General features: G+C 65.6%; 24 protein-coding genes and 1 tRNA gene. 16 read left to right on the top strand and 9 right to left on the bottom strand.

Going from position 1 to position 25,912, the window contains the following annotated elements:
- Window position 1: 1 nt before the first annotated feature.
- A complete protein-coding gene (locus tag ACQR1E_RS09475; protein WP_434896941.1) occupies window positions 2-574 on the top strand; it encodes a histidine phosphatase family protein in 573 nt (190 codons plus the stop codon).
- Entirely contained in the window at window positions 574-1,224 is a 651-nt protein-coding gene (locus tag ACQR1E_RS09470) for a hypothetical protein (protein ID WP_434896940.1), read from the top strand. The genes ACQR1E_RS09475 and ACQR1E_RS09470 overlap by 1 nt, the downstream gene beginning before the upstream one ends.
- Before the next feature lie 260 nt (window positions 1,225-1,484).
- On the opposite strand, the gene ACQR1E_RS09465 is transcribed toward ACQR1E_RS09470, so the two are convergent.
- From ACQR1E_RS09465 to ACQR1E_RS09435, 7 genes are all read right to left on the bottom strand, one after another.
- A complete protein-coding gene (locus ACQR1E_RS09465) occupies window positions 1,485-3,242 on the bottom strand; it encodes a DUF3363 domain-containing protein (protein ID WP_434896939.1) in 1,758 nt (585 codons plus the stop codon).
- Between the two features lie 879 nt (window positions 3,243-4,121).
- Window positions 4,122-5,519, bottom strand: a complete 1,398-nt coding sequence (locus ACQR1E_RS09460) for an AAA family ATPase (protein WP_434896938.1) — start codon at window positions 5,517-5,519, stop codon at window positions 4,122-4,124.
- A gap of 55 nt (window positions 5,520-5,574) precedes the next feature.
- Entirely contained in the window at window positions 5,575-5,826 is a 252-nt protein-coding gene (locus ACQR1E_RS09455; RefSeq protein ID WP_434896937.1) for a helix-turn-helix domain-containing protein, read from the bottom strand.
- 197 nt (window positions 5,827-6,023) lie between these two features.
- Entirely contained in the window at window positions 6,024-7,247 is a 1,224-nt protein-coding gene (locus tag ACQR1E_RS09450; RefSeq protein ID WP_434896936.1) for a tyrosine-type recombinase/integrase, read from the bottom strand.
- A gap of 164 nt (window positions 7,248-7,411) precedes the next feature.
- Window positions 7,412-7,501, bottom strand: a tRNA-Ser gene (locus tag ACQR1E_RS09445).
- A gap of 233 nt (window positions 7,502-7,734) precedes the next feature.
- Window positions 7,735-8,394 (bottom strand): outer membrane protein, encoded by a 660-nt coding sequence (locus tag ACQR1E_RS09440; RefSeq protein ID WP_409998630.1) that lies wholly within the window; start codon window positions 8,392-8,394, stop codon window positions 7,735-7,737.
- A gap of 473 nt (window positions 8,395-8,867) precedes the next feature.
- Window positions 8,868-10,007 (bottom strand): ROK family protein, encoded by a 1,140-nt coding sequence (locus ACQR1E_RS09435; RefSeq protein ID WP_315750655.1) that lies wholly within the window; start codon window positions 10,005-10,007, stop codon window positions 8,868-8,870.
- Window positions 10,008-10,366: 359 nt separating this feature from the next.
- On the opposite strand from ACQR1E_RS09435, the gene rplU reads away from it, so the two are divergent.
- The 3 genes from rplU to ACQR1E_RS09420 all read left to right on the top strand — a co-directional run bounded on the left by rplU (window position 10,367) and on the right by ACQR1E_RS09420 (window position 11,892).
- Window positions 10,367-10,750 (top strand): 50S ribosomal protein L21, encoded by a 384-nt coding sequence (rplU, locus tag ACQR1E_RS09430; protein WP_315750653.1) that lies wholly within the window; start codon window positions 10,367-10,369, stop codon window positions 10,748-10,750.
- A 139-nt stretch (window positions 10,751-10,889) separates the two neighbouring features.
- Window positions 10,890-11,159, top strand: coding sequence for a 50S ribosomal protein L27 (rpmA, locus tag ACQR1E_RS09425; RefSeq protein WP_315750651.1), 270 nt, complete (start codon window positions 10,890-10,892; stop codon window positions 11,157-11,159).
- Window positions 11,160-11,301: 142 nt separating this feature from the next.
- Complete coding sequence (locus ACQR1E_RS09420; protein WP_434896935.1) at window positions 11,302-11,892, top strand: GNAT family N-acetyltransferase; 591 nt, start codon at window positions 11,302-11,304, stop codon at window positions 11,890-11,892.
- A 78-nt stretch (window positions 11,893-11,970) separates the two neighbouring features.
- On the opposite strand, the gene ACQR1E_RS09415 is transcribed toward ACQR1E_RS09420, so the two are convergent.
- Window positions 11,971-12,888, bottom strand: coding sequence for a DMT family transporter (locus ACQR1E_RS09415; protein ID WP_315825786.1), 918 nt, complete (start codon window positions 12,886-12,888; stop codon window positions 11,971-11,973).
- A 201-nt stretch (window positions 12,889-13,089) separates the two neighbouring features.
- On the opposite strand from ACQR1E_RS09415, the gene obgE reads away from it, so the two are divergent.
- The 11 genes from obgE to ACQR1E_RS09360 all read left to right on the top strand — a co-directional run bounded on the left by obgE (window position 13,090) and on the right by ACQR1E_RS09360 (window position 24,100).
- On the top strand, window positions 13,090-14,160 hold the full coding sequence (gene obgE, locus ACQR1E_RS09410) for a GTPase ObgE (protein ID WP_315715949.1): 1,071 nt from the start codon (window positions 13,090-13,092) through the stop codon (window positions 14,158-14,160).
- Window positions 14,161-14,304: 144 nt separating this feature from the next.
- Window positions 14,305-15,441, top strand: a complete 1,137-nt coding sequence (gene proB / locus ACQR1E_RS09405; RefSeq protein ID WP_434896934.1) for a glutamate 5-kinase — start codon at window positions 14,305-14,307, stop codon at window positions 15,439-15,441.
- A gap of 74 nt (window positions 15,442-15,515) precedes the next feature.
- The gene (locus tag ACQR1E_RS09400) at window positions 15,516-16,805 is read left to right on the top strand and encodes a glutamate-5-semialdehyde dehydrogenase (protein WP_434896933.1); all 1,290 of its coding nucleotides are present in this window, start codon (window positions 15,516-15,518) and stop codon (window positions 16,803-16,805) included.
- 66 nt (window positions 16,806-16,871) lie between these two features.
- Window positions 16,872-17,495: a nicotinate-nucleotide adenylyltransferase gene (locus tag ACQR1E_RS09395; protein ID WP_315716185.1), complete on the top strand. Its 624-nt coding sequence runs from the start codon at window positions 16,872-16,874 to the stop codon at window positions 17,493-17,495.
- A gap of 311 nt (window positions 17,496-17,806) precedes the next feature.
- On the top strand, window positions 17,807-18,163 hold the full coding sequence (gene rsfS / locus ACQR1E_RS09390) for a ribosome silencing factor (protein ID WP_315715946.1): 357 nt from the start codon (window positions 17,807-17,809) through the stop codon (window positions 18,161-18,163).
- Between the two features lie 57 nt (window positions 18,164-18,220).
- Window positions 18,221-18,703, top strand: coding sequence for a 23S rRNA (pseudouridine(1915)-N(3))-methyltransferase RlmH (rlmH, locus tag ACQR1E_RS09385; protein ID WP_315715945.1), 483 nt, complete (start codon window positions 18,221-18,223; stop codon window positions 18,701-18,703).
- 33 nt (window positions 18,704-18,736) lie between these two features.
- Window positions 18,737-20,107, top strand: coding sequence for a murein hydrolase activator EnvC family protein (locus ACQR1E_RS09380; protein ID WP_315715944.1), 1,371 nt, complete (start codon window positions 18,737-18,739; stop codon window positions 20,105-20,107).
- Window positions 20,104-21,456, top strand: a complete 1,353-nt coding sequence (locus tag ACQR1E_RS09375; protein ID WP_315715943.1) for a S41 family peptidase — start codon at window positions 20,104-20,106, stop codon at window positions 21,454-21,456. Before ACQR1E_RS09380 ends, ACQR1E_RS09375 begins: the two co-directional genes overlap by 4 nt.
- Window positions 21,457-21,638: 182 nt before the next feature.
- Entirely contained in the window at window positions 21,639-22,856 is a 1,218-nt protein-coding gene (locus tag ACQR1E_RS09370) for a divergent polysaccharide deacetylase family protein (RefSeq protein ID WP_316200560.1), read from the top strand.
- 89 nt (window positions 22,857-22,945) lie between these two features.
- Entirely contained in the window at window positions 22,946-23,452 is a 507-nt protein-coding gene (locus ACQR1E_RS09365; protein WP_315715941.1) for an RNA pyrophosphohydrolase, read from the top strand.
- A 141-nt stretch (window positions 23,453-23,593) separates the two neighbouring features.
- Window positions 23,594-24,100: an RNA pyrophosphohydrolase gene (locus ACQR1E_RS09360; protein ID WP_316169939.1), complete on the top strand. Its 507-nt coding sequence runs from the start codon at window positions 23,594-23,596 to the stop codon at window positions 24,098-24,100.
- A gap of 86 nt (window positions 24,101-24,186) precedes the next feature.
- On the opposite strand, the gene ACQR1E_RS09355 is transcribed toward ACQR1E_RS09360, so the two are convergent.
- A complete protein-coding gene (locus ACQR1E_RS09355) occupies window positions 24,187-25,869 on the bottom strand; it encodes an adenylate/guanylate cyclase domain-containing protein (RefSeq protein ID WP_316159429.1) in 1,683 nt (560 codons plus the stop codon).
- Window positions 25,870-25,912 lie beyond the last annotated feature (43 nt).

Raw genomic sequence — 25,912 nt, 5'->3', positions numbered from 1 at the left:
TATGACGACGCGCCTGCATTTGATCTGCACGGCGGCTACCGAGGCAACGTCGGCAATTGCCTTTGCGGCTAACGAATCGATTGATGCGCGCGGCCGAGCCAGCATCGCCAGGCTAGGGGACTGGCTCCCGTCACATGACATCGCCTTGCGCAGCCCGGCCCGCTGCGCCGCAGAGACCGCCGAAGCCCTGACACTGCAAGCCAGATTGGAGCCCGCGCTGCGCGACTGCGACTTCGGCCACTGGACGGGACGATCGCTCGCCGAGGTTCAAGCTGAGACGCCGGAGGCGGTCAGGGAATGGTTGCAGGATGCTCATGCAGCTCCTCATGGCGGTGAGTCCTTCATGGACCTGATGACCCGCGTCGGCGGGTGGATGCAGAACATGCTCGCTTTCGAAGGCTCGGTCCTGGCGATCACACACGCGCTGATCATGCGCGCTGCAATCGCGCATGCCATCGGGGTGGGCCCGGAGCTTTTCCGGCACATCGACGTCGCACCGCTGACGCGCGTGAGGTTGTCGGGCATGGGCGGACGCTGGACGCTCGCTGCGCTCGTGCCGTTGAAGGACAGCTGATGGCGGCGTGTCGTACAAAGCAGGCGCTCACCGAAAAGCTCGTCGTCATGCTGATGGCGGCCTTGATCATCGCGGTCGCGCCAGCCCAAGCCCATCATATGCCAAAACCAGAAGGGACGCAGCTCGGCCATTCCGTTCCGGCCATCGGTCATGGCGAGATGCTGGTGGTCGCGCGCTACCGCTCCGCCATTCTCGACCTGGCGCAACATCAGATGCGGACAGATCCAACCATGCGACGGCTAATGGGCTACGTCAGCCTGCAGCATTTCGCCTGCTGGTGGGGCCTCGTTCCCGGCAGCTTGACCGACGAAGCGAGCCCATTCAACGAGTGCAGCCATGCCGACATGGCTGGCACTCGCGCACTGCTCACGCACCTTTCGACGATGCCAGGCGCACAGTCCCAGGCTCGGGCGCTGGAGGAGCGCATCGCGTCCGAGATCGCCGCCGATCCGGCCTTTGCCGCGTTATGCTCGAACAGCGACGAGACATTCGATAGCGGCGTCATCATCGGGCCGGAGTGGCGGATGGCTCCATCCCACATCCCCACGATTCTGACTGGACTGTCTCTGCTGGTTCTGGCGGCAGCCTGTGTCTCGCTGCTGGCACGCTGCCTGCGCTCTGAAAATCCTTCGGCCGCTTCCGCGGCATAGGGAGGGGCGAGACTGTCGCAAGTCCTGATCGCGCAGGGTCAGGTGGCAGATGGCCGCGCGAAGTGGTGAGCCGCTAGCTGCGCAAGATCTCGCGCTTGGCTGATTGTTCGGCAAAGACACGGGTGTTGACGTAACCGTCAGCATGGCTTTCGCCCTGGCGTGGCCATGAACGGTCCGTGGCCTGCCATCGCGAGAGCGGAGGAGCCATAAAGGGCGGCGCCTTGATTCGAGAGGGTCTGGTGGGACTTCACAGCTCCATACTACAGGCCGAGGCCTCGGCTTTTTCCAAAGGTCCATTCGATGCCTCCGTCATTGCGGTGCAAGCCGGCGATATGCTGGCCGATGCGCTTCTCCAGGACGGGTTGCCAAGGCACGAGCTGAAAGCCAAGGCCGTTCTCGATCATCGCGAAGCGGCCGCTGGCAAGAGTGGCGACGCCGGCGAGCCGACCGCTCACATAGTCGCCGGCACCACTGAGCATGAAAGTCATGCCGCGCTCTCTGGCCATCTGCTGGCCCACGCGGGTAACCTCCTGTCGTTCAAGCACCCGCACGGCATTGACGGGAACGTTGACTTTCCCCTCTCTTACGGTGGCAAGTCCCATTTCTACGAGTCGTTGAGCACGACGGTTGATCGCTCGATTGACTTCCCTGCCGAACCCGCTGTCCCTGATTTCCGACCGGTCGTTGCCAATCAGTTGCCGATCGAGCCACGTCGCACCGTCGCTGGCAATCTGGCTCTCAAGATTGGAGGCCGACAGCGTTCGTACGCTCAAGCTATCGCCGCCCCGACCGAGGTCATAGGACCGCCCTCGAGCGGCGAGGTCCTTCGGCATCTTCCATTGGTCGTCGTCGACCCGCTCGACGTGGCCGGCCCGGCGAAGGGCCTCCAGACGTCGGACATGGGAGCGAACGAAAGCCTCGGGGTCCTTACCCTGCCGCTCAAAATCGTCGCGAATGCGGGCCAGATGGATGCTTGGCCGGTATATGCCGTTGTCCGAGCCCGCATTGCTCGCGATGTTGCGGTCGGCGGCCCTCGGTCCGGAAACAACGGGAGCCACCTCGACGATCATGTCTCGCCTGACGTCTTCAATCGGGCTCACGTCCTTGAACTCGATGTGGTGAACCCTGCCGTCGATGCCGTCGACGACCAGATGGACCCGCTCGCTCAGTTCGTCGCCAGCCAGGCCTTTGGCCAGAACCCGACCGACGATCTTTTCGCCTGAAGTCCCACCGTGAAGGGCGATTTGCCCGACGCCTCGCTGCTCCGCAAGCCCATTCACAGCAAGCGCGCGATGGACCGCGTTGATGACGTCATTGCGACGCTCCAGCTCCTTCAGGACCTTCTCCGCACGGTCCGAAAGGGTCCAGCGTCCTGGGTCAAGCTCGGACGCTATTCCGTAGCGCTGGAGGTGTTGTAGACGCTGGGTCAGGAGGTGACGATTGTCGCGGGCGAGGAACGTTGCGCTCTCGCCGGGCCGCATGTCGATGAGGCCCTGCTCCCGCTGTTCGCTCAGCAGCATCTTGTCCAGACGGGTCACCCGCTCGACCTCGACCTCATTCTGCAGCTTGGTCTGAAGCTCCAACTCGCTCTGGTGGCCCAGTTCCCGGGTCACCAAGTCGCCCGCCCGCTGCCGGATTCCATGGGCGATATAGTCGCCGGCGATGTTGAGAATCCGGCCGTCGTCCAGCACGCCTCGCACGATGATGTGAGTGTGGGGATGGCCGGTGTTGTGGTGGTCGACCGCGATCCAATCAAGGCGGGTGGCCAAGTCAGCTTCCATCTGGCTCATGAGATCGCGCGTAAAGCCACGAAGGTCTTCCATCTCGGCGGCATCCTCGGGCGCTACGATGAACCTGAACTGGTGGCGATCTCCACGGCTGCGTTCCACAAAGGCCCTGCCGTCAGCCTCGTTCTCGAAAGCGGAATAGGCCTTGCCCCGCTCACCATCCCTGGTCACGCCCTCCCGTTCCAGATAGCGCAGATGGGCGTCGACGGCCCTGCTCGCCGTTGCCCGCATCTTCAGACCTCGCGAATCCTGCCTCTGCGGATTGAGCCGCGTGACTCTCGCCTTGACCACCACACGCCGTGCCCGATAGCGGCCTGCGGAGTCCCTCTGCCATCCGCCGTGCTGTCCCTGCCGGTGGAGCGAGGCAACCACCTTCGCACCCCGCCCACGCGCGTTGAAACGGCCTGTCGTTCCTCCTTCCCGGCCGCCGCTCGGCCGCGGACCAAGACCTATCCGGCGAACATCACCGCCCGCTTTTCGAACCGCGAATTGTACCTGCTCGAAGAATGATTGCGACCTCGTACTGGTGCGTGCTTGTCCGGCACGTGAACGGCCAGGTCGAAGCCGAAAATTCTCACTCTCGTCTCGTGCCATGATCGCAAGGGTCGGCATCGAAATTCGTTTGAGACAAGGGACTCCGGCGGCCATCGTAACAAGTCGTATTCGTACGTACGATAGAGGAGAATGTCGAACTCGCACGTATGGCTCTCAACGCTGCCGCCATCGCTGCAAGATTTGAAATCACTTGAGAAAACTCGAAGAGCGGCACTCCCTCCCGCGGAGTGGTGCCACTTTGGATCGCAAAAAACAATGTGCAGACAAGTCCTTGCGACCCAAGGGAGCCGGCGAACTCCGTTCGCTTTATCTTGCCGTCACTCCCGCCCTTGTCGATGAGCCCGCACATCTCGTCGTTCTTCTCCAACTCGCATCGAAGCTATGTGAACGCGAGCGAAGCCTGAGCGGAGCAAAGCGTTCCATCGCTGCAGGGGTGTGGGGGGATGGAACACCGGCGATGGAAGGGACGATGGCAGGCGATCGAACAGCCGTTGGCAGTGGCGTTCGGATGGGCGTTGGAAGTAGCCGAAAGCCGATCGAAGGGGCGATGGAAGATCATCGAGGCGCTCTTTCAATGTGCTTTCGGCGCTTCGATGCTGGACCCGTTTCCACGCTCACGATCCTGCCAGCCGTGAATAAACGCTCCATGGCAGCTCGAAGGGCGCCGGCCGATACGCCGTTCGCCTCGGGGTCACCTGCCAGTTCAAAGGGCGCACTGCCACGACCGCTGCTTGGTCGTACGGGCCGTCCCTGAGCGATGCGTTTGTCGAGCAATTTGAGGAAAAGCTCGTCGATACTGCGCTCGGCCGCCGCACGGTAAGACGAGCTTTCGGCCGACGTCGCCGGGACGAAGGTCAGACCGTTCCACCGCAGCCTAATCTTCTCACCGGCGCGGCCGTAATTCGATTTCTTGACCTCGAGCTCTCGAACATCCGGATCGTTTTTGTCAGCATCCGAAAGGTGCATCATCGCGCGAACCGAGTTGCGCCAATCGACGGAATTTGCCGTTCCTGAACCGTCGGCCATGCCGCGTACCGAGGGGTGGTCGAGCATCACAATCGCCGTCTCGTTTTCGCGCGCGATCTTCCGAAGCATTGCAAGAAAACTGCGGACTTGTCTTCGAGCGATGGCTTCGCCGTCGAACACCGCGGCGATCGAATCAATGACGACGAGGATCGGTCGATGCTCGCAAATCCAGGCCTCGATCTGCAGAAAAAGTGCAGTTCTCGTGAGCTTTCCGAGCCGATCGGCGGTCACCAGCCAAGTCGAATCGAGGTCGGGAAAATGCAGGTGCAGGTCATCGATTGCGTGCGGATCGATGTGACGGTGGCGACAGATTCGCTCGATCCGATCACGTACATTGGCTTCCGGCTCTTCACAGCTGAGGAAGAGCGCAGGCCCCGTCTCGACCACGCACCCCAGCCAATCGCCGAGCCCCGCGGCGACCGAGACGAGCAGTTGCGCTGCCGTCTCGGTCTTCCCGGCACCCCCGTTTCCCGAATACAGGGTGAGATCCCCGCAAGGAATGCGTGCAGCAGCCAACCAGCGCTGCGCGAGCGGCTCCGTCCCCTTCCAGGCTGCGGGCGTCTTGGTTTCGAGCGACGGTGGAGAAGGCGCGGGGCGAACAGGCGGGCCGTCGTCAACTTGCGCTCCTCCATATGGTTCGCGGGGCAAATTCGCTGACATTGCGATTTGCATGACGGCGGCTTCCCTGTCGCCGCCGGGTTGACCGATCAGCCCATTCGATTCAGCGACTTCGAAGATCTTGTCGACAACCGCCGCTCGGCTGAGGCACCCTCCCTCGACATATTGGCGCAATTCGTCGGCCATCTTCCGCAGCGCCTGAAGCCGCTCGGATATCGTCGGCGGTGCTGTAGCGACAGTACGAGCGGCGATCGAAAGCGCCTTTTGCGCGTCCCTTATGGGCGCGGCGATGCCGGAATCATGCTTCATCCGATCGTGCCCACATCCAGCCGATCGGCTTGCGACCGCTCACTCCGGTTCGCCTTCAGGGGATGCGATTGATCGTCTTGCCGTTGGCGGCATGGTTGCGGCGGGCAGCCTCTGCGGCAAGCCGCCGCTGGATGTAATCATTGATTGATCTGATCGTGATCCGGCGGGACTTGCCCTCCGTGTAGCTCTCCAGCTCTCCGGTATTGATCAGCTCGTATAATTTCTTGCGGGAGACCTGGATGGCTCTCATCGTCTGGTTCGGTGAAGCTACAAGCGGCTCTTCAAATACGGCAGAGTTGGAGGACATGAGATGCATCCTGTCGTTTCTGAGAGTCCCAGAGAATGCAGGAGAACGGCCTGGCTGCACAGCAACCGGGCTCACGTTCGCATTTTCGGCGGCTCAGGCGCAGAATTGGGCCACCGTGATACATATGGATGGACAGGGCCGGGTCGGCTGCCATGTGGAGAATTCGGTGACCGCTTTCCGGGAACATAGGATCAGGGTCAGACAGCGTCGCGGAGGCTCACCATATCCGATCCCGCCAGGAAACGCGCCCAATCCTTCATGAGAGCTCGGCGCTTCTCGAGCTTTTGCCCACGCTGATAGGCCGCGGTGGTCTCGGACTTGTACTTGTGAGCCAGCGCAGCCTCACGGACGCCGTCGGTATAGTCCGTGCACTCTTCGGCCCACGTCGCGAAAGTCGAACGGAATCCGTGCACGGTGACATGACTGTAGCCGAGACGATCGAGTACGGCGAGCATCGCGTTCTCAGAGAACGTTCCTCCGTTAGGATTTGGAAAGATCAGTTCGCCGCGGGAGCGGGTCCGCATGTGTTCGAGGATTGCGAGTGCTGGGCCGGCTAACGGCACGACATGGTCCTGATGCATTTTCATGCGCGCTCCAGGAATATGCCAGGTCGATGAAGAGCTATCGATCTCGGACCACCGTGCGTCGATCACTTCATTGGTGCGGCAGGCCGTCAAGATGAGAAAGCGGAGCATCGAAGCCGCCGCACCAGTGGCGCTGGACAAATCCTCCATGAACTTCGCTACCTCGGCGTAGGGCAAGGCCGGATGATGTCGGACGACGCGTTTCGGACGCCTTGGCAGCTTTTCGCGTAGCTGCTTAGTAAGCTCGGCAGGATTTCGGAAATCGGTGTCGTCGACATCGACGTTCTTCGCGATGATCGTTTCGATCCGCCCGCGGACGCGGTTCGCCGTTTCTCGCTTCTCGACCCAGACCGGCCGCAGCAGCTCATAGATGTGGCTGGGCTTGATTTCGGCGATGGTGAGCTTTCCGATTGTCGGATAAGCATATCGCTTGAGCGATGACGGCCATTGTTGACGGTGCTTTGCGCTCCAGGTCGACCAATGTTCGCGAATATAGGCCTCGGCGCATTGCTCGAAGGTGGGCTTGGTGACCCTGATCTCGACGGCCTTCGCTTCCTCGCGGGCAGCACGCTTCTCCTGCACAATGTCGACGCCGGGCGTACTGCGATCGCCTTTCACGCGAAGGCGCGCCGCATCGCGAGCAAGCCGGGCATCCTTGAGAGAAACGTCCTTGAGTGAGCCCAGGCCGAGCCAGCGCTCTTTGCCTTCCTTGTTGTAGCGATAGATCCAGTTCTTGGCGGTCGCGCCCTTCACGATGAGATAGAGGCCGCCGCCGTCGGCATATTTGCCAGGCCGAATTTCACGCTCGACGTCGAGCGGCTTGAGCTTGCCAGCCATGTGTTCTCCCTCATGCGCACCGTCCTCCGAACCCACGGCCAAAAACCACGGTTTGCACGGTAACTAGGGGTAACGTCACGGACCTCGCCGCAACAGCCTTCGTCACGCAAAGCGTTGTTTTCGCTGTCGTTTCGAACAATAGGATACGGTGGAGAACATCTTAGTGGCGGAGAGGGAGGGATTCGAACCCCCGATAGGCTTGCACCTATGCCGCATTTCGAGTGCGGTGCATTCAACCACTCTGCCACCTCTCCAGGCGCAAATCAGGGGCGAGCCCCCGGGTCGGGCGTCGTTCTAGGGCACGATGCGGGGGGTGACAAGGCAGCCGGTCGAAATTTTCCCGGGGCTCGCGCATGCGCGCGCCATTGCGGTCCGCTCGGGGAAGCGGACCGCACGCGGCGGCTGAACGGCTACACCGCTCGGCCCCGCGCTCCGAAGGCCCCAGACTGACGCGGGCCTTCGAACCCGCTGGTCTGCGCCGCGCTCGTCAGCGGAACAGGTCGAAATGGTAGTTCAAGCCGAGCCGCACGGAGTGAATCTTGGCCGCTCGCCAGTCCGGCAGATCGTCGTGCTTGAGGTCGGTGTAGAGGTATTCGAGCTTGGCCGACCATTTCGGCAGGAACGCCCATTCGGCGCCGCCGCCCGCGGTCCAGCCCATCTTCATCTTGTGGGTCGGCCCGTCCTTCAACTCGCCGGCCGCAAGTCCCGCCGTACCATACAGCCACAGGCGCTGGTCGAGCACCGCGATGCCGGCGCGCGCGCGGCCGGAGGTGAGCCAGGGCATGCTGACGGCCGGATTGACGAGGTCGGCCTTGCGCGAGAGACCGGTGAATTCGAGATCGTTCTCGATGCCGACCACGAACATCGGCGAGATCTGGTAGTTGTAGCCGGCCTGCAGGCCGCCAATCACGCCGGACAGCTCACCGCCATTGGCGCCGGCGGCGTTCGTGAAGGAGTCGTTTCCGGTGAAGGCGCCGCCGACATTGGCGCCGGCATAGAAGCCGGTCCAGGAAAACGGTGCCGGTGCGGCGGCATAGGCCGGCGCCTTGTAGGTGGTCGCCGCCAGGTCGGCTGCCTCTGCCCCGCCGAGGCCCAGCGTCGCCGCCGCCACCGCAGCCATCCAGCCTCTCGCCCGTCTGATCATCATGTCCTCACACTCCACCCGGCGCGAGATTGCGCCGTCAAATCCCACCCCATTTGGGATGTCCATTTATAAACCGACTAGACGGTTTGTAAATGGACTTGATTTATACCGACGACGATTTCTCCTGCCGTTGCGGACGCGGCGGCTGGCGACGGAGGCCAGGAGACAAAGGTGGGACCGCCGTACGCTGACACATACCGGCGGTCCCGTGTCGCTACATCTTGGGGAAACCGACGGAAGAGACGGGGGTCAATCCGGCCGGCCTGAGCGACGCCGGCGACCCTGAGCCATCTGCGCGTGCATCGCAATGCGAACCGTTCCTTAACCTAACCAGTCAAGGTTACCGGGTTCCAGGCCATCCGACTGGTTGTACGGCGGTTTTCCGCACGTCCGGGAGCGCGAAGGCGCCATGCTGCAGCGCAGCATGCACCCCCCCCTCCGGACCGCCGAGAGACATGGTGCGGCCGCGCCAATGCTCAATCCTTCTTCTTCTTGGCCGCCTTCTTGTCGTCGGCCTTGTCCTCCTTGGCCTTGTCGTCCCTGTCTCTGCGGCCGTTCTCCTTGCGGCGGTTGGTAAAGCGGGCATTGCCCAGGCCGGTGCCGATGGTCAGCACGCCCCAGCGCTCGAACTCCTGCATGAACGGCACCTCGGAGAGGCCCTGCACGACGCCGTCATTGTGCATCAGCACCGCGGTGTCGTGATCACCGATCATCGGGATCGCCTCGACCAGGCTAGCCGGCAGGTTGAACTTGCTGCTCTCCCAATTGCCCGGCAGGTTCTGTGCGCCCTTCTCGATCGAGCCGTCCTCGTTGATGACGCCGGGACAAGCGATGCCGATGAAGGGCGCCAGCCGCAGGCCCTCGGCGTCCGCCTCCTCGATCAGCTCCTTCAGCATCTTGGCGAGTCGCTTGACCGCACCTTCCCGCGTGGGTTCGTCATCGGCATGGCGCCAGAGATCGGACTTCCACACCGACGCTTTCGACAGGTCCGGGGCCTTCTTGCGCGCGGTCTCGACCACGCCGCAGCGGATGTTGGTGCCGCCGATATCGACCGCCAGGATGCTGTCATGGGCCTCGAAGATCCAGGACGGCGCCAGATGCAGTGCGCCGATCAAGCCGGCATCGTCGGGATGGTAGCGGATCGGCTCCAGCTCGACGCCAAAACCCTCGTCCTTGAGGATGATCTCGGTGCGCGCGATCGCGAGCTCGCCGAGGCGAGAGTCGCGAAAGCCGCCGCCGACCACGATGCATTCGGTCTTGGCCCAGGCCTTGGTGCGCAGGAAGCGCCGGGTGACGTGGGCGAGCTCCTGGGCGAATTCCTCGATCGCGGAGTGCACCACGGCCGAGGCCTCGGTGTCGTCGCCGACCAGGATGGCGTCCAGCGCCTTCTTGCTGATGGTCTCGCTGTCCTCGTCCCCGAACGGATCCTTGCCGGATTTGCGCAACGGCTTGCGCCAGCGCTCCAGGATCTTGCGAAAGGCGCCCTTGGAGGCGCGGTCGCCGAGGAAGCCGTCCTCGTCCTTGAGCTCGATGTTGAAGCTGTCGATCTCGACCGTCGGCAGCCGCGCGGCGCCGTGGCGGGCGATGCCCGTGGTGGTCATGACGTCGTCGGCCATGCGATCCTGCCCTGTTGTGCATTGGGCCCGGACAACGGCGGAGGGAACAGTTGGTTGCGGGTCCGGTGCGCCGGGTCGAGCGAATAGCGGCCGGGGGTCGGCGGGGCCCGGGCATCCCGTCCGAGCGGCAACCGGCCATTCACCTTGACTCGCCGGCTCACGCCGCTATAAGCGCCCGATCGACCGGCGCGGGCGTTCCTGCGCCGTTTGTCGTTGTGCCCTTTCTCGAGGCCCCAAAGCCTCGGGCGCGACTTCCGGCTCCAATCGGGCCGGACCACATGAACCATAACGACTGAACAAGAAGCCGACCCGGGGCCATCGCGCTCTGAGGCCGGGATCGAACACGAAGGATGAGAACGATGTTCGCAGTCATCAAGACCGGCGGCAAGCAATACCGCGTCGCCCCGGATGATGTGCTCGAGATTGGCAAGATCGACGGTGAGCCCGGAACGATCGTGCAGCTGAACGAGGTGCTGGTGGTCGGCGGTGATACGCCGATGCTGGGCATCCCCGCGGTGGCCGGCGCGTCCGTGGCCGTCGAGGTGCTGGACCACAAGCGCGGCCCCAAGGTGATCGCGTTCAAGAAGCGCCGCCGCAAGAATTCGCGCCGCAAGCGCGGCTACCGGGACGAGCTGACCTTGATCCGCGTCTCGGAGATCCTGACCGACAACGCCAAGCCGACCAAGGGCCCGCGCCCGAAGAAGGTCAAGGCGGAAGCCCCGGCGGCCGACGCCGCCGAGTAAGCGTGCCGGCGCGCGTCTCGCGCGCCGCACCGGCTTGAACCTCATCGCGCGTGGATTTTTCGTCCGCGCAGGTTGCAAATGTGAATGATCCCTTAGCGGAATCGCGCTAAAGGTGATCGCAAGAGATCGGAGACGAGCGATGGCTCATAAAAAGGCAGGCGGTTCATCCCGCAACGGACGCGACTCCAAGGGCAAGCGCCTCGGCATCAAGGCGTTCGGCGGCGAGCGCGTGATTCCCGGCAACATCATTGCGCGTCAGCGCGGCACCACCTGGCATCCCGGCCTCAACGTCGGCATGGGCACGGACCACACGATCTTCGCGAAAATCGAGGGCGTCGTCGAGTTCCATGACCGTGCCAACCGCACGTTCATCTCGGTACGTCCGGTACTCGCCGAGGCTGCTGAGTAGAATACGGTGGAACAATTCGCGTCCGCCGGGTCCTGACAAACCGGCGGAGCGCCAGATGGCTCCAGGGGAGGCGGGACAACCGGCCTCCCCTTTTCATTTTCGCTGATCCGAAGCTGATCCCGAAGCGTCGATGGAGCCTGACATGCTGCAGGACATCACCACTCCCACCTTGCGCGAGGTGAGACCTTGCGTCCTCGAAACCTCCCGGCTGACGCTGCGTGCGCCGGTGCTCGCGGACGTGACAGCCATCGCCCGGCTCGCCGACGACCGTGTTATCGCCGAGAATACCCGCCGCCTGCCGCATCCCTATTCGGAGGTCGATGCCGCTCGCTTCGTTCGCGCGCTGGAACAGACGGGTGAGACCGCCTTCCTGATCGAGCATCTGGACACGCCGATCGGCATGGTCGGGATCAATCGAGCAGCAACGGGCCGTGCCGAGCTCGGCTACTGGCTGGGCGTTGCGCATTGGGGCCGCGGCTTCGGCACCGAAGCAGCGCGCGCCGCGATCGACCATTTCTTCGAGACGAGCGAGGACAATTTGCTGATCGGGCACGCCCGCGTCAGCAACCCAGCCTCGCGCAACATCCTGGAAAAGTGCGGCTTCCAATGGACCGGCGTCGAGCTGCACCGCTTCGAGGTGATCGGCTCGTCCGCCCCGGTCGACGCCTTCCGCCTGACCCGCGGCGTCTGGTCCTCGCTGAAGGCCTGGGCCAATGCGGGGCGGCGGAGTTAGGCCGGGCCACCCACCCCGCCTCACGTGTCGCTTCGCTCCGCGTGAGGCGACCCTCCCCCTCCAGGGGAGGGTGGCATCTCAGGCCGGCGGATTCACAGCACCCTGGCCCTGCCCCAGGCTGCGCTCGCGCAGATAGATGTACAGCCCAGCGCCGATGATGATGGTGGCGCCGATGATGGTGGCGGGATGCGGCACGTCGCCGAACACGACGAAGCCGAACAGCACGGCCCAGACGATCATCGTGTACTGATAGGGTACGACCACCGAGGCCGGCGCCAGCTTGAGCGAGCGGTTGACGCAGAACAGCGCGGTCACCGAGATGAGGCCGGCGGCGGCGAACAGCACCAGGCTGCCGGGCGTCGGCGTCACCCAGCCGAACGAGGACATCGCGGCGCCGAGCAGGAAGGTCCCGACGAACTGCGACGACGCCATCACGATGTCGGGCGTCGCGCGCAGGCTGCGCGTGATCAGCATCAGCACCGCGAACGACAGACTGCCGCCGAGCGCGATCAAGGCCGGCAGGCTGAAGGTCTGCGCCGAGGGCCGCAGCGCGATCAGCACGCCGCAGAAGCCGATCAGAATCGCGGTCCAGCGCCGCCAGCCGACATGCTCGCGCAGCACCAGCGCCGACAGCGCGGTGACGAAGATGGGCCCGGCGAGATAGTAGGTGATGACGTCGGCGAGCGGCAGATAGACGGTGGCGAGGAAGAACGCTGCGACCTCCAACGTCGACAGGATCACGCGCACGAGCTGCAGCCAGGGGCGCTCGAGCTGCAGGAACGCGGCGCGGTTGCGCCAGATGAACGGTGCGAGCAAGAGCAGCGCCGCACAGGCGCGCAGCCACAGGAGTTGGCCGACGGCATAGGTCGACACCAGGAACTTGCCGAGGGCGTCGCCGAACGAGAACATCGCAATCGACAGCAGCATCAGGCCGATGCCGGCCAGCCGCGCCGAGCGCTCGTCGTTGGCGGTGGAGATTCGGGACAGCACGCTCATGATGGGGCTGCCTTATCAGGCACGCCGCCGCGGCTCCAGCCCTTCCGCATGGCGCGTCATGCAGCCCTGCTGCAACCCCTGCGCACGCCTTGTCCACGTGCTGCGCAGCGCGGCTTTACCGCTCGAAATTAAGGCTTCGGGCCGAATTAAACCCATTCCGCGGTTGCCGTGGGGACCCGCCTCGCCTACGTAGGACGCATCATGAAATTCCTCGATGAAGCCAAGGTCTATGTGCGCTCCGGCGACGGCGGCAACGGTTGCGTTGCGTTCCGGCGCGAGAAGTTCATCGAGTTCGGTGGGCCGAACGGCGGCAATGGCGGCCGTGGCGGCGACGTCATCATCGAGGCCGTCGACGGCCTCAACACCCTGATCGACTACCGCTACCAGCAGCATTTCAAGGCCCAGAAGGGCGAGAACGGCATGGGCAAGGACCGCCATGGCGCCGGCGGCAAGTCCGTGGTGCTGAAGGTTCCCGTCGGCACCCAGATCTTCGACGAGGATCGCGAGACGCTGATCCACGACTTTACCGCGGTGGGCGAGCGCTTCGTGCTGGCCGAGGGCGGCAATGGCGGCTTCGGCAACGCCCATTTCAAGTCGCCGACCAACCGGGCGCCGCGCAACGCCAATCCCGGCCAGCCCGGCGAGGAGCGCTGGATCTGGCTGCGCATGAAGCTGATCGCCGATGCCGGCCTGGTCGGCCTGCCCAATGCCGGCAAGTCGACCTTCCTGTCCAAGGTCTCCGCCGCCAAGCCGAAGATCGCCGACTATCCGTTCACCACGCTGCATCCGCAGCTCGGCGTCGTGAACGCCGACGGCCGCGAGTTCGTGCTGGCGGACATTCCCGGCCTGATCGAGGGCGCGCATGAGGGCGCCGGCCTCGGCGACCGTTTCCTCGGCCATGTCGAGCGCTGCCGTGTGCTGCTGCACCTGGTCGATGCCACCTGCGAGCACGCCGGCAAGGCCTACAAGACCGTGCGGCACGAGCTCGAAGCCTATGGCGGCGAGCTGACCGACAAGGTCGAGATCGTCGCGCTGAACAAGATCGACGCGGTCGATCCGGACGAGCTGAAGAAGCAGAGGGACCGGCTGAAGCGCGCCGCCAAGAAGACGCCGCTGCTGATTTCCGGCGCCACGGGCGAAGGCGTCAAGGAAGCTTTGCGCAAGCTCGCCGACGTGGTCGGCGAACAGCCTGTGTCCCTCAAGGCCAAGAGCACGACCGAGAGCGCCGCGACCGAGGAGCCGTGGGCGGCCCCAACGTCACCGCAGGGCTGAACTGAAGCCAACCTTGCCTCGCAGGCCCTCGCTTGCGACACTCGCCGCCATCCATCAACACTTGAGCCCCGTCCCGTGCGGACCGCGTGTCAGCCACGCACCTCTCATCACGATGCGAGGGCTCGAACCGACCCCGTTCACGCCATGGCACCCCGTCTCGAAAATTTTCGCCGCATCGTCGTCAAGGTCGGCTCGTCGCTGCTGGTCGATTCCGAGGCCGGCGAGGTCCGCGCCTCCTGGCTCGCCGCGCTGGCGGCCGACATCGCCCGGCTCCACAGCCGCGGCTGCGAGCTGCTGGTCGTATCCTCGGGCTCGATCGCGCTCGGCCGGAGCCGATTGAAGCTGCCGCGCGGACCGCTGAAGCTGGAGGAGAGCCAGGCGGCCGCCGCGGTCGGCCAGATCGCGCTGGCGCGGACCTGGTCGGAGGTGCTCGGCGCTCATGGCGTCAGTGCCGGCCAGATCCTGGTGACGCTGCAGGACACCGAGGAGCGCCGGCGCTATCTCAACGCCCGTTCGACCATCGCCAAGCTCCTGGAATGGCGCGCGGTGCCGGTCATCAATGAGAACGACACGGTCGCGACCGCCGAGATCCGCTATGGCGACAATGATCGCCTCGCCGCCCGTGTCGCGACCATGGCGAGCGCCGATCTGCTGGTGCTGCTGTCCGATATCGACGGCCTCTACACCGCGCCGCCCGCGCAGGATCCGAATGCGCGGCTGATCCCCGTGGTCGAGAGCGTCACCGCCGACATCGAGGCCATGGCCGGCAGCGCGGCTTCCGAGTTTTCGCGCGGCGGCATGCGCACGAAGATCGAAGCCGCCAAGATCGCCACCACTGGCGGCACCCACATGCTGATCGCCTCCGGCAAGATCGAGCACCCGCTGGCCGCGATCGCCAATGGCGGCCGTTCCACCTGGTTCCTGACGCCGGCAAACCCCGTCACCGCGCGCAAACGCTGGATCGCGGGTTCGCTGGAGCCGAAGGGCACGCTGACGATCGACGCCGGCGCCGTGACCGCGCTGCGGGCGGGCAAAAGCCTCTTGCCGGCCGGCGTCATCCGTGTCGATGGCCAGTTCGCCCGCGGCGATGCCGTGGTGGTGCGCGGCCCCGACACCCATGAGATCGGCCGCGGCCTCGTTGCCTATGACGCCGACGATGCCGAGCGGATCAAGGGCCGTTCGTCGCCGGACGTGGCCGTCATCCTCGGCATCTCCGGCCGCGCCGAGATGATCCATCGCGACGATCTGGTGATCGGCCCGGCAGGTGCCGGTCCGGTCTGAGACCGCGGCACCAGCGTTCGCAAACGGCCGAATTCCGTGCTACTGGAGAGCCTTAATTCAAGGTTGAAACGCCCATGACCGCGCCTTTGAAAGCCATCGACGGCAGCGCCGATCTGCCTGCGCTGATGAACGACCTCGCCAAGCAGGCGCGCGCCGCCGCGCGCGTGCTGTCGCTGGCGCCGGCCGCGCAGAAGAACCGGGCGCTGGAGGCGATGGAGCGGCTGATCCGGGCCCGCGCGGACACGATCATCGCCGCCAATGCCGAGGACGTGGTCGAGGCCAAGGCCGCCGGCATCACTTCCTCCTTCCTCGATCGCCTGACCTTGACCCCGGCCCGCGTCGCCGCGATGGCCGACGGCATCGCCGCCGTGCGCGACGTCGCCGATCCCATCGGCATCGTCACCGAGAGCTGGCAGCGGCCGAACGGCATGACCATCGAGCGCGTGCGGGTGCCGCTCGGCGTGATCGGCGTGATCTTCGAGAGCCGCCCCAACGTGGCGGCCGATGCCGGCGTGCTGTGCCTGAAGTCCGGCAATGCCGTGATCCTGCGCGGCGGCTCGGACTCGTTCCGCTCCTGCCGCGCCATCCACGAATGCCTCGTCGAAGGCCTGCGCGAGGCGGGCCTGCCGGAGGCTGCGATCACGCTGGTGCCGACGCGCGATCGCGCCGCAGTCGGCCTGCTGCTGTCGGGCCTGAACGGCGGCGTCGACGTCATCGTGCCGCGCGGCGGCAAGAGCCTCGTCGCCCGCGTCGAGGCCGAGGCACGTGTGCCGGTGTTCGCGCATCTCGAAGGCGTCAACCACGTCTATGTCGACGGCGCCGCCGACCTGGAGATGGCCAAGTCGATCGTGCTGAACGCCAAGATGCGCCGCACCGGCGTCTGCGGCGCGGCGGAGACGCTGCTGGTCGATCGCGCGAGCGCCGACAAGATCAAGCCGCTGGTCGACATGCTGATCGGCGCCGGCTGCGAGGTGCGGGGCGACGATGCGGTGCGCGCGGCCGATGCGCGGGTGAAGCCGGCCAGCAACGAGGACTGGGACACCGAATATCTCGACGCGATCATCGCCGCGAAGGTCGTCGACGGCGTGGAGGGCGCGATCGCCCACATCCACGCGCACGGCTCACACCACACCGACGCGATCGTCACCGATGACAATGCGGCCGCCGACAAGTTCCTCAACGAGGTCGACTCGGCGATCGTGCTGCACAACGCCTCGACCCAGTTCGCCGACGGCGGCGAGTTCGGTTTTGGCGCCGAGATCGGCATCGCCACGGGCAAGTTCCATGCGCGCGGCCCCGTCGGCGTCGAGCAGCTCACCAGCTTCAAATATCGCATCCACGGCACCGGGCAGACGCGGCCATGACGGCCGCATCCTGTGGTTGAGTTGCACGAGCAGCAGGCGGGGGCAGCCGTGACCGACGCCACAGCCATGCGCCTTGCGATCCGCCAGGCGCTGCCGCCCCACAGTGACGGCATGCGCATCGGCCTGCTCGGCGGCTCGTTCAATCCGCCGCACCAGGCGCACCGCGCGATCAGCCTGTTCGCGCTGAAGCGGCTGCAGCTGGACCGTGTCTGGTGGCTGGTGACACCGGGCAATCCGCTCAAGAACAATGGCGGGCTGCATGCGCTGGCCGAACGCGCCGAGGCGGCGCGCAAGGTGGCCGCCGATCCGCGCATCGAGATCAGCTGTCTCGAATCCGTCATCGGCACCCGCTACACTGCCGACACGATCGATTATCTGCGCCGGCGTGCATCGCGCTTGCGCTTCGTGTGGATCATGGGCGCTGACAATCTCGCGCAGTTCCATCGCTGGCAGAAGTGGCGGCACATCGCGGCCCAGGTTCCGATGGCCGTGGTCGATCGTCCGCCCCGCAGTTTCCGCGCCCTGAACGCGCCCGCCGCACGCGCCCTGGCGCGGTATCGCATTCCCGAAGCGCAAGCCAGCCGTCTGGCCGACCGCGCCGCTCCAGCCTGGGTCTACCTCACCGGCCTCAAGCTCAGCCTGTCCTCGACGGGCCTGAGGAACCCGGACGGCAGTTGGAAGTCGTTCTGAAAGGCCGCGCGTTCGCCATCGCGCGCGGCATCGGATATGCATGGAACTTGCCGTCTCCGCTACGGTCCGAAGCGGGGACGGCCTGGACGCTGTCGGGCCGGACGACCGGGGTACTGGATTGTTGAAACCCTTAACCCCACATGCCTAATATGGTCAGCAGGCCGGGTTGGATTCGGCCTGCGATACAGTGAAAGGAATGGTCCCTGACCACATCTGTATTGTCCCAGTCGGCCTTACCGAAGACGAAGGCAACGACTACCAAGTCGGCGACGGCCAAGTCAGCGCGTAAGACGTCGACCCAAGATGCGGCCTTGCAGGCGCAACCCGACGCCGACAAGACCCTGCGCACGATCCTCTCCCGCCTCGAAGATATGAAGGCGGAGGAGACGGTCACGATCGATCTTCACGGCAAATCGGCGTATTCCGACTACATGGTCATTACTACGGGCCGCTCGAACCGGCACGTCGGATCGATCGCGGAAAACGTCGCCAAGGGCCTGAAGGAAGCCGGCACCAAGAAACTCCACATCGAGGGCCTGCCCAATTGCGATTGGGTGCTGATCGATTCCGGCGACGTGATCGTGCACGTGTTTCGACCCGAGGTTCGCGAGTTCTACAATCTCGAGCGATTGTGGACTCAAGGGCCGAACCCGGCCAAGGCGGTCTAGGCGGTCCCACGCCGCGGCGGATGCGAATCGTGCGGCGCACGTGCTAGTCGGGTGCGCATGCGCCTGATCGTGGTCGCCATCGGCCGGTTGAAGCAGGGTCCCGAGCGGGAGCTCGCGGAGCGCTACCGCGAGCGTTTCGACGACATCGGCCGCAAGCTCGGCTTTCGCGGCCTCGACATCCATGAAATCCCGGAAAGCCGCGCGCGCGATGCGGCGACGCGCATGACCGAGGAGGCCTCCGCGATATCGGCGGCGATCCCCGACAAGTCCGTGCTCGTCTGTCTCGACGAGCGTGGCCGGAACGTCGACAGTACAACTTTTGCGGGTTATCTTGGGCGCTGGCGGGACGAAGGCATTCCGGCTGCCGTCTTCGCAATCGGCGGCGCCGACGGACTTTCGCCCGATTTGCGGCGCAGAGCCAAGCTTGGGGTTGCGTTTGGCGCCGCCACCTGGCCGCACCAGATCGTCCGCGTCCTGCTGCTCGAGCAGATTTACCGTACTGCGACGATCCTTGCCGGTCACCCCTATCACCGCGCTTGAACAAGGGACGATGGGAGCACAATAAGGACCTCGATGTTCGCTGCGCGGCCCCTCTCCTGCTTCCCAAGACCTGTCCGCAGCGGCCGGTCCTGCCGCGCGTCGCTCATCGCGCTCGTGGTGGTCTTTTCCGGATGTCCGGCGCTGGCGCAGAGCGGACTCCGGCCATCCATCCCCGGCACCGCGTCACCGACGCCGGCCACCCCGGAGCAGTTGAAGCAGCGCGAACAGGAGCTCGAGGCCGCCCGCGCCGCCCAGAAGGCCGCCGCCGAGGCCCAGGAGCGGTTGAAGGCCGACATCGCCGCGCTCGGCGAGGATCGCGGCAAGCTCAATCAGCAGCTGATCGACGTCGCGGCGCAGGTGCGTAGCGTCGAAGTGCGGGTTGGCGAGGCCGAAACGCGGCTGCGCGGGCTCGACGGCCGCGAGCAGGATCTGCGGACGTCGCTGGAAGCGCGGCGCTCGGAGATCATCGAGGTTCTAGCCGCACTGCAGCGCGCCGGCCGCCGCACCCCGCCGGCCCTGCTGGTCCGTCCCGAGGACGCGCTGCAGTCATTGCGCACGGCGATGCTGCTGGGTTCGGTGATCCCCGAGATGCGCAGCCGAGCGGAGAAGCTCTCGACCGATCTCGGCGAGCTCGTCGCCATCCGCAAGACGATCGCCAGCGAACGCGACAAGCTCGCCGGCGACCGCGACAGGCTGCGCACCGATCAGACCCGTCTCGCCGCCTTGGTGGAGGAACGCCAGCGCAAGCAGAGCTCGGCCGAGAAGGACATGGAAGCCGAAAGCGCGCGCGCCGCCGTGCTGGCGCAGCAGATCGACTCGCTGCAGGGACTGATCACGACGATGGAGCTGGACCTCAAGAGCGCGGCCAAGGCTGCCTCGACGGCGAGCCTGCAGGGGGTGCCGGTCAACAGCAAGCCGGACGCGAATGCGCTGCGCAACCCGGGCCGCAAGGCGCCCGCGATCGCGTTCGCCTCGACCAAGGGCATGCTGACGTTTCCTGTCAACGGCACCAAGATCCGCGAATTTGGCGCATCGGACGGTGCGGGCGGCTCGGATAAAGGCATTTCTTTGGCAACCCGGCCAGGGGCTCAGGTCACAACCCCGTGTGATGGCTGGGTTGTGTATGCGGGTCCCTTCCGTAGCTACGGACAACTCTTGATCCTCAACGCCGGTGGCGGGTATCATGTCCTGATCGCCGGGATGGAGCGCATTTCCGTCAACATCGGGCAGTTTGTTCAGACGGGAGAGCCGGTCGCGATCATGGGTAACAGCTCCCAGGTTGCCTCCATTCTCGCTACCAACGCGAGTCAACCAGTGCTCTATGTCGAGTTCCGTAAGGACGGCACTCCAATCGATCCAGGCCCATGGTGGGCCGCAAATGAAGGCGAAAAGGTACGCGGATGATGCGTAAGACTTCGGTAATTCTCCTGAGCGCGGCCACCGGTGCGGCATTGACCCTGTTCGTCTCGCAACCGCGCGCGGTGTTGATGGGATCGACGGCGCGCGCCGCGACCGCCGATACCTATCGCCAGCTCAACCTGTTCGGCGACGTGTTCGAGCGGGTGCGCAGCGATTATGTCGAGAAGCCCGACGATTCGAAGCTGGTCGAGTCCGCGATCAGCGGCATGCTCTCGGGGCTCGATCCGCATTCGAGCTACATGGATGCGAAGAGCTTCCGCGACATGCAGGTGCAGACCCGCGGCGAGTTCGGCGGCCTCGGCATCGAGGTGACGATGGAAGACGGCCTGATCAAGGTGGTGTCGCCGATCGACGATACGCCGGCCTCGAAGGCGGGCATCCAGGCCAACGACATCATCACCAATCTCGACGACGAAGCCGTGCAGGGCCTGACCCTCAACCAGGCGGTCGAGAAGATGCGCGGTCCGGTCGGCACCAAGATCAAGCTGAAGGTCGTGCGCAAGGGCGCCGACAATCCGCTCGACGTGACGCTGACCCGCGACAACATCCGCGTCCGCTCGGTGCGCTCGCGCACCGAGAGCGACGACATCGCCTATATCCGCATCACCACCTTCAACGAGCAGACCACCGAGGGCCTGAAGAAGAGCATCGCCGACCTGCAGAACCAGATCGGTGACAAGCTGAAGGGCTACATCATCGACCTGCGCAACAACCCGGGCGGCCTGCTCGAGGAGGCGGTCACCGTCTCCGACGCGTTCCTGGAACGCGGCGAGATCGTCTCGACCCGCGGCCGCAATGCCGAGGAGACGCAGCGCCGCGCGGCACATGCGGGCGACCTGACCAAGGGCAAGCCGGTCATCGTGCTGATCAATGGCGGCTCGGCGTCGGCGTCGGAGATCGTGGCCGGCGCGCTGCAGGATCACAAGCGCGCGACGCTGGTCGGCACCCGCTCGTTCGGCAAGGGCTCGGTGCAGACCATCATCCCGCTCGGCGCCGGCAACGGCGCGCTGCGACTGACCACCGCGCGCTACTACACGCCGTCGGGCAAGTCGATCCAGGCCAAGGGCATCGTGCCCGACATCGAGGTGCTGCAGGACGTGCCGGATGAGCTGAAGTCGCGCACCGACACCAAGGGCGAGGCGTCGCTGCGCGGCCATCTGAAGAACGACGGCGACGAGAAGACCGGCTCGCAGTCCTACGTGCCGCCGGACACCAAGGACGACAAGGCGCTCAAAATGGCCGCCGACCTGCTCCACGGCATCAAGAACAGCGCCAACACCCCGGCGCCGACCGAGAAGGCCGCGGCCGACAAGCCGGCCAAGGCGGCAAACTGAGGTCGCCAACTGAGCGGCAGCCGACCGACGCGAATCAGGTTTGAAGGGCGGCCTCCGGGCCGCCCTTCTTTTTTGGACGGCTTCTTGGTTTGCCGCTCCGCCGGTCTACGGGCTTGCGGACACCGGCCCTGCGTCCGAATCCCCGCCGTGGTATCGTCGACCCGATTGATTCGGGAATTTCGATGACAGAGACGGCCGACGAGCTGAGCGCCCCGCTCGGGCAGACGGAAAAGCGTCGCAGGCGCCGCATTCGGCTTCCCTTCACGGCCCTGCAGGCCCTCGCGATGCTGCTGGGGCTGTTCCTGGTCGTGTTTGCCGGCTTTGCGATGTTCAACGACAATCCGCTCGGTGGCGAGCCGATCGCCCGCGTCGCGATCAACGAGGGCGCAAAGCCCACCGACGACAAGGCCGCCGCCAAGCCGGATGGCAAGCCAGATGCAAAGGCCGACCACGGCGCGGCCCCCGCGGCCAAGCAGGAGGGCGGCGAGCGCAAGACGGTCACCATCATCGACGGCTCCAGCGGCGCCCGCCAGGAGGTCGCGATCGGTGCCGGTGGCGAGACGGCAGAGCCTGGATCGGCCGCGCCCGCGAGCCAGATGCCCGGCGTGGACCCGCGGCTGCTGGAGAAGTCGCGCTACGGCATGATCCCGGTGATGGCCGACGGGCTGAAGCCATTCACTGCCTATGCGGCCGAGGCCGACCGCGCCAAGGCGGCGCGCATGCCGGCCGTCGCGATCGTGATCGGCGGTCTCGGCGTCGGCGCCGCCAAGACGGCGGACGCGATCATGAAGCTGCCGCCGGCGGTCACCCTGGCCTTCACGCCCTATGGCTCCGATCCGACCAAGCTCGCCGAGCGCGCCCGGGCGCAGCGCCACGAGATCCTGCTGCAGGTCCCGATGGAGCCCTACGACTATCCCGACAACGATCCGGGTCCGCAGACGCTGCTCGCAACACTCGGACCGGACCAGAACATCGACCGGCTGTTCTGGCACATGAGCCGGCTGCAGGGTTACGTCGGCATCGGCAACTTCATGGGTGCGCGCTTCGTCGCAACGGAAGCGGCGATGCAGCCGATCGTGAACGAGGCCGCCAAGCGCGGTCTGGCCCTGTTCGACGATGGCGCAGCCCCGCGCAGCGTGGCAGCCTCGCTGGCCACGGGGCTCGCGATGCCGTTCGCGAAGGGCGACGTCGCCATCGACGCGGTGCCGACCCCGGTCGAGATCGACAATGCGCTCGCCAAGCTCGAAAGCCTGGCCAAGGAACGTGGCGTCGCCGTCGGGACCGCCTCGGCGCTGCCGGCCTCGATCGACCGCATCGGCACCTGGATCAAGGGGCTCGACCGCAAGGGCATTCTGCTGGTGCCATTGACAACCGCGATGCTGAAATCAAAATCGAACTGAACGAACGTGCGCCGGCCCGACTGGCGACGTGACAGCGGGAGGCCTGCGCAGCGAGGCGCAGGGGTCCCCGCAGGAAGGCCGAGACCGGAATGACGCGCTACGAGGACCTGCCTTACCGCACCTGCGTCGGCATCATGCTGATCAATTCGGAGGGGCTGGTTTTCATCGGTCGCCGCGCCGGCGGAATCGAGCATGTCGACGACACCCATGTCTGGCAGATGCCGCAGGGCGGCGTCGATCCCGGCGAGGATGCCTGGGAGGCGGCCAAGCGCGAGCTGTATGAAGAGACCAGCGTGCGCTCCGTCGAGAAGCTGGCCGAGGTCGGCGACTGGCTGACCTACGATATTCCGCGCACGGTCGCAGGCCGTGCCTGGAAGGGGCGCTATCGCGGCCAGCGCCAGAAATGGTTCGCGCTGCGCTTCACCGGGGCCGATGCCGAGATCGATGTCGAGCGCCCCGGCGGCGGCCACCACAAGGCGGAATTCGTCAGCTGGCGCTGGGAGCCGATGAAGAACCTGCCGGGGCTGATCGTGCCGTTCAAGCGGCCGGTCTATGAGCGCGTGGTCAAGGAATTCGCTCCGCTCGCAGGCGATTGAATCGCGATCCCCGCCCTCGACGCGGTACCCGACATCCGCTAGTCCGCTTCTGCGCAGGAGCTGCAGGGAATCTCTGCAGATGCGTCGCGACGATGCCGTCATGATGCACTGCCATGCGAACGACAGCTCATGGATTCGAGGATGACCGAGACCAGACCCTATCGTCCGAATGTCGGTATCGCGCTGCTCAACGCCGAAGGGCTCGTCTTCCTTGGACGCCGCTTTCGCGACGACGGGCCGGAGATCGTGCTGCCCGGGCTCGAATGGCAGATGCCGCAGGGCGGCGTCGACCCCGGCGAGGATCTTCAGGCAGCAGCGCGGCGCGAGCTGTGGGAGGAGACCGGCATTCGCGACGCCGACATCCTCGGCGAGACCGACTGGCTGACCTACGAATTTCCGCCGTTCGAGGATCCGAACCACCGGCTCGCGCGCTTTCGCGGCCAGCGCCAGAAATGGTTCGCGATGCGCTTCACCGGGCGCGAGGCCGACATCGATCCGGTGACGCCGCGCAACGGCCAGCCGGCCGAGTTCGACGCCTGGCGCTGGGAGCGGCTGGCGCGCATCCCGGAGCTGGTGGTGCCGTTTCGCCGCGAGGTCTATCGCGCGGTGGCGCAGGCCTTTGCGCATCTCGCCAACGTTGGCGACTGATCTACGTCGAAGCGCGGGGCTCTCCGTCATTCAAGGGCCGACGCTCCGCGCGCCTCGGAAAGGCGATGTCGCGAGAGTTCGCCGGCCTAATTGTCCTCGACCGTGAACGGCCCGATCGCAATCACCCGGCAGTCGTTGTCGCGCGTGGCGCAATCGGCCAGCGCGCCGCCGATCGCCGTCTCCTCACGGTCGCCATTGAGGCCGAAGCCGGGGTGGCCGGCCGTGCCGACCGCGACTGCATTCCAGCCCGACGTCGCGGCCTCGAGACGTCGCGCCACCTCCTCGCGCGCTTCCGGGGCGATCGCCTGATGGATGGCCGCGCGGAAGAAGCCGGTGGCTTTCATCACCGTCGGTATCGGCACCACGAAGGCATCGTCGAGCGCAACGATGATGCAGGCGGTGCCCGCCTGGGCACCGCAGGCTTCCAGATTGCGGCGAACCACATCGTCGACGAGGTCGCCGCCGACGCTGTAGAAGAACTGCCCGCCGGGCCCGAGCGCGATGGCCTTGGTCCGACGCGCCGTGCCGTAGTTCGCTTCGAGCCGGGCCCGGCCTGTATCGCGCACCAGCGGCATCTCTGCCGCGCTGAAGGCGCGCTCGGTCATCGGGTCGTGGCGCACCCAGGGCTGCGGCGGCAACGGCGGTTTGCTGTGCACGTAGACGACATTGTCGCCGACGGCATAGAGCTCGCATTTGCGCGGTCCGTTCGCATTTTCCGCGCGCTGCTGGCACTGCTCCAGCGCAGCCGATTTCGCCGCGTCGTCGCTCGCCTGTCCGGTGACATAGGCGCTGACGCCGTTGATCGTGGTCGCGAACGCCTTGTGATCCGGTGCCGGCACGTAGTCGCGCGCCAGCGCAATGCGGGTCCGCTCGCTCACGAACGGCACGGCTTCAGGTGCAAACTTCTCGGCGGCGACAGAGGATGAAGGCGAGGGCGACGGCTGCGGCGAGTCGGCCGGCTGCACGGCGGCGGATGACTGCGTCGGCGCGGGGGATGGGGATGCAGACGGGACCGAGGACGGCGAAGCCGGCGTGGCCGACAGCCGGGCCAGCGCTTCCGCGGCCGCCTTGGCGGCATCGCGCTGCGCGGGGTGCGGATCGCGATAATCCAGATAGAGCTCGGTCCCGACCCCGACGGCTCCCAGCGCAACCACGGCGGCCGCAATTCGCCAGATCAGGCGGAGCCCGCCCCCGCGGGCGTCTTTCTTTTCTTCCGGCGGCGCGTAGGTGCCGTCCTCGCGGCGCATCGCCACCCGATAGGCGTGCACCGGGGTCGGGATGTTCTTGACCTCCCGCGCGCCCATGTCGGCGAACTGCACCGACAGCTTGTTGGCGACCTGCTCATGAACGGCGCGCGAGATGCAGATGCCGCCGACGTCGGCGAGGCCCTCGAGGCGTGCTGCGATGTTGACGCCGTCGCCGAGCAGATCGCCGTCGCGCTCGACGACGTCACCGATGGTGATGCCGATGCGGTAGCTCATCTGCCGGCTCGGCGGATAGGCCATGTTGCGCGTGCGCAGGCTCTCCTGGATGTCGATCGCGCAACGCACCGCTTCGACCGCGCTGGGAAATTCCGCGAGCACCGCATCGCCAGCGGTGTTGAAGATGCGGCCGCCGGCTCGCGCGATGAAGTCGTCAACGACCTCGCGATAGGCCGCCAGTCGCCGTAGCGTCTCTTCTTCATCCTCCGCGACGAGGCGCGAATAGCCGGCGATATCGGCGGCGAAAATCGCCGCGATCTTGCGTTTCAAGACGATCTGTCCTGCCATGTCACCGCGCCCGCTGGATTGGCCGGGAGCATGCCGTCAGATC

Origin of the sequence: Bradyrhizobium sp. HKCCYLRH1030, from assembly GCF_051168395.1 — a bacterium.
In the GTDB taxonomy this organism is placed as follows: domain Bacteria; phylum Pseudomonadota; class Alphaproteobacteria; order Rhizobiales; family Xanthobacteraceae; genus Bradyrhizobium.
This window is presented reverse-complemented; position numbering and strand designations above follow the sequence as displayed.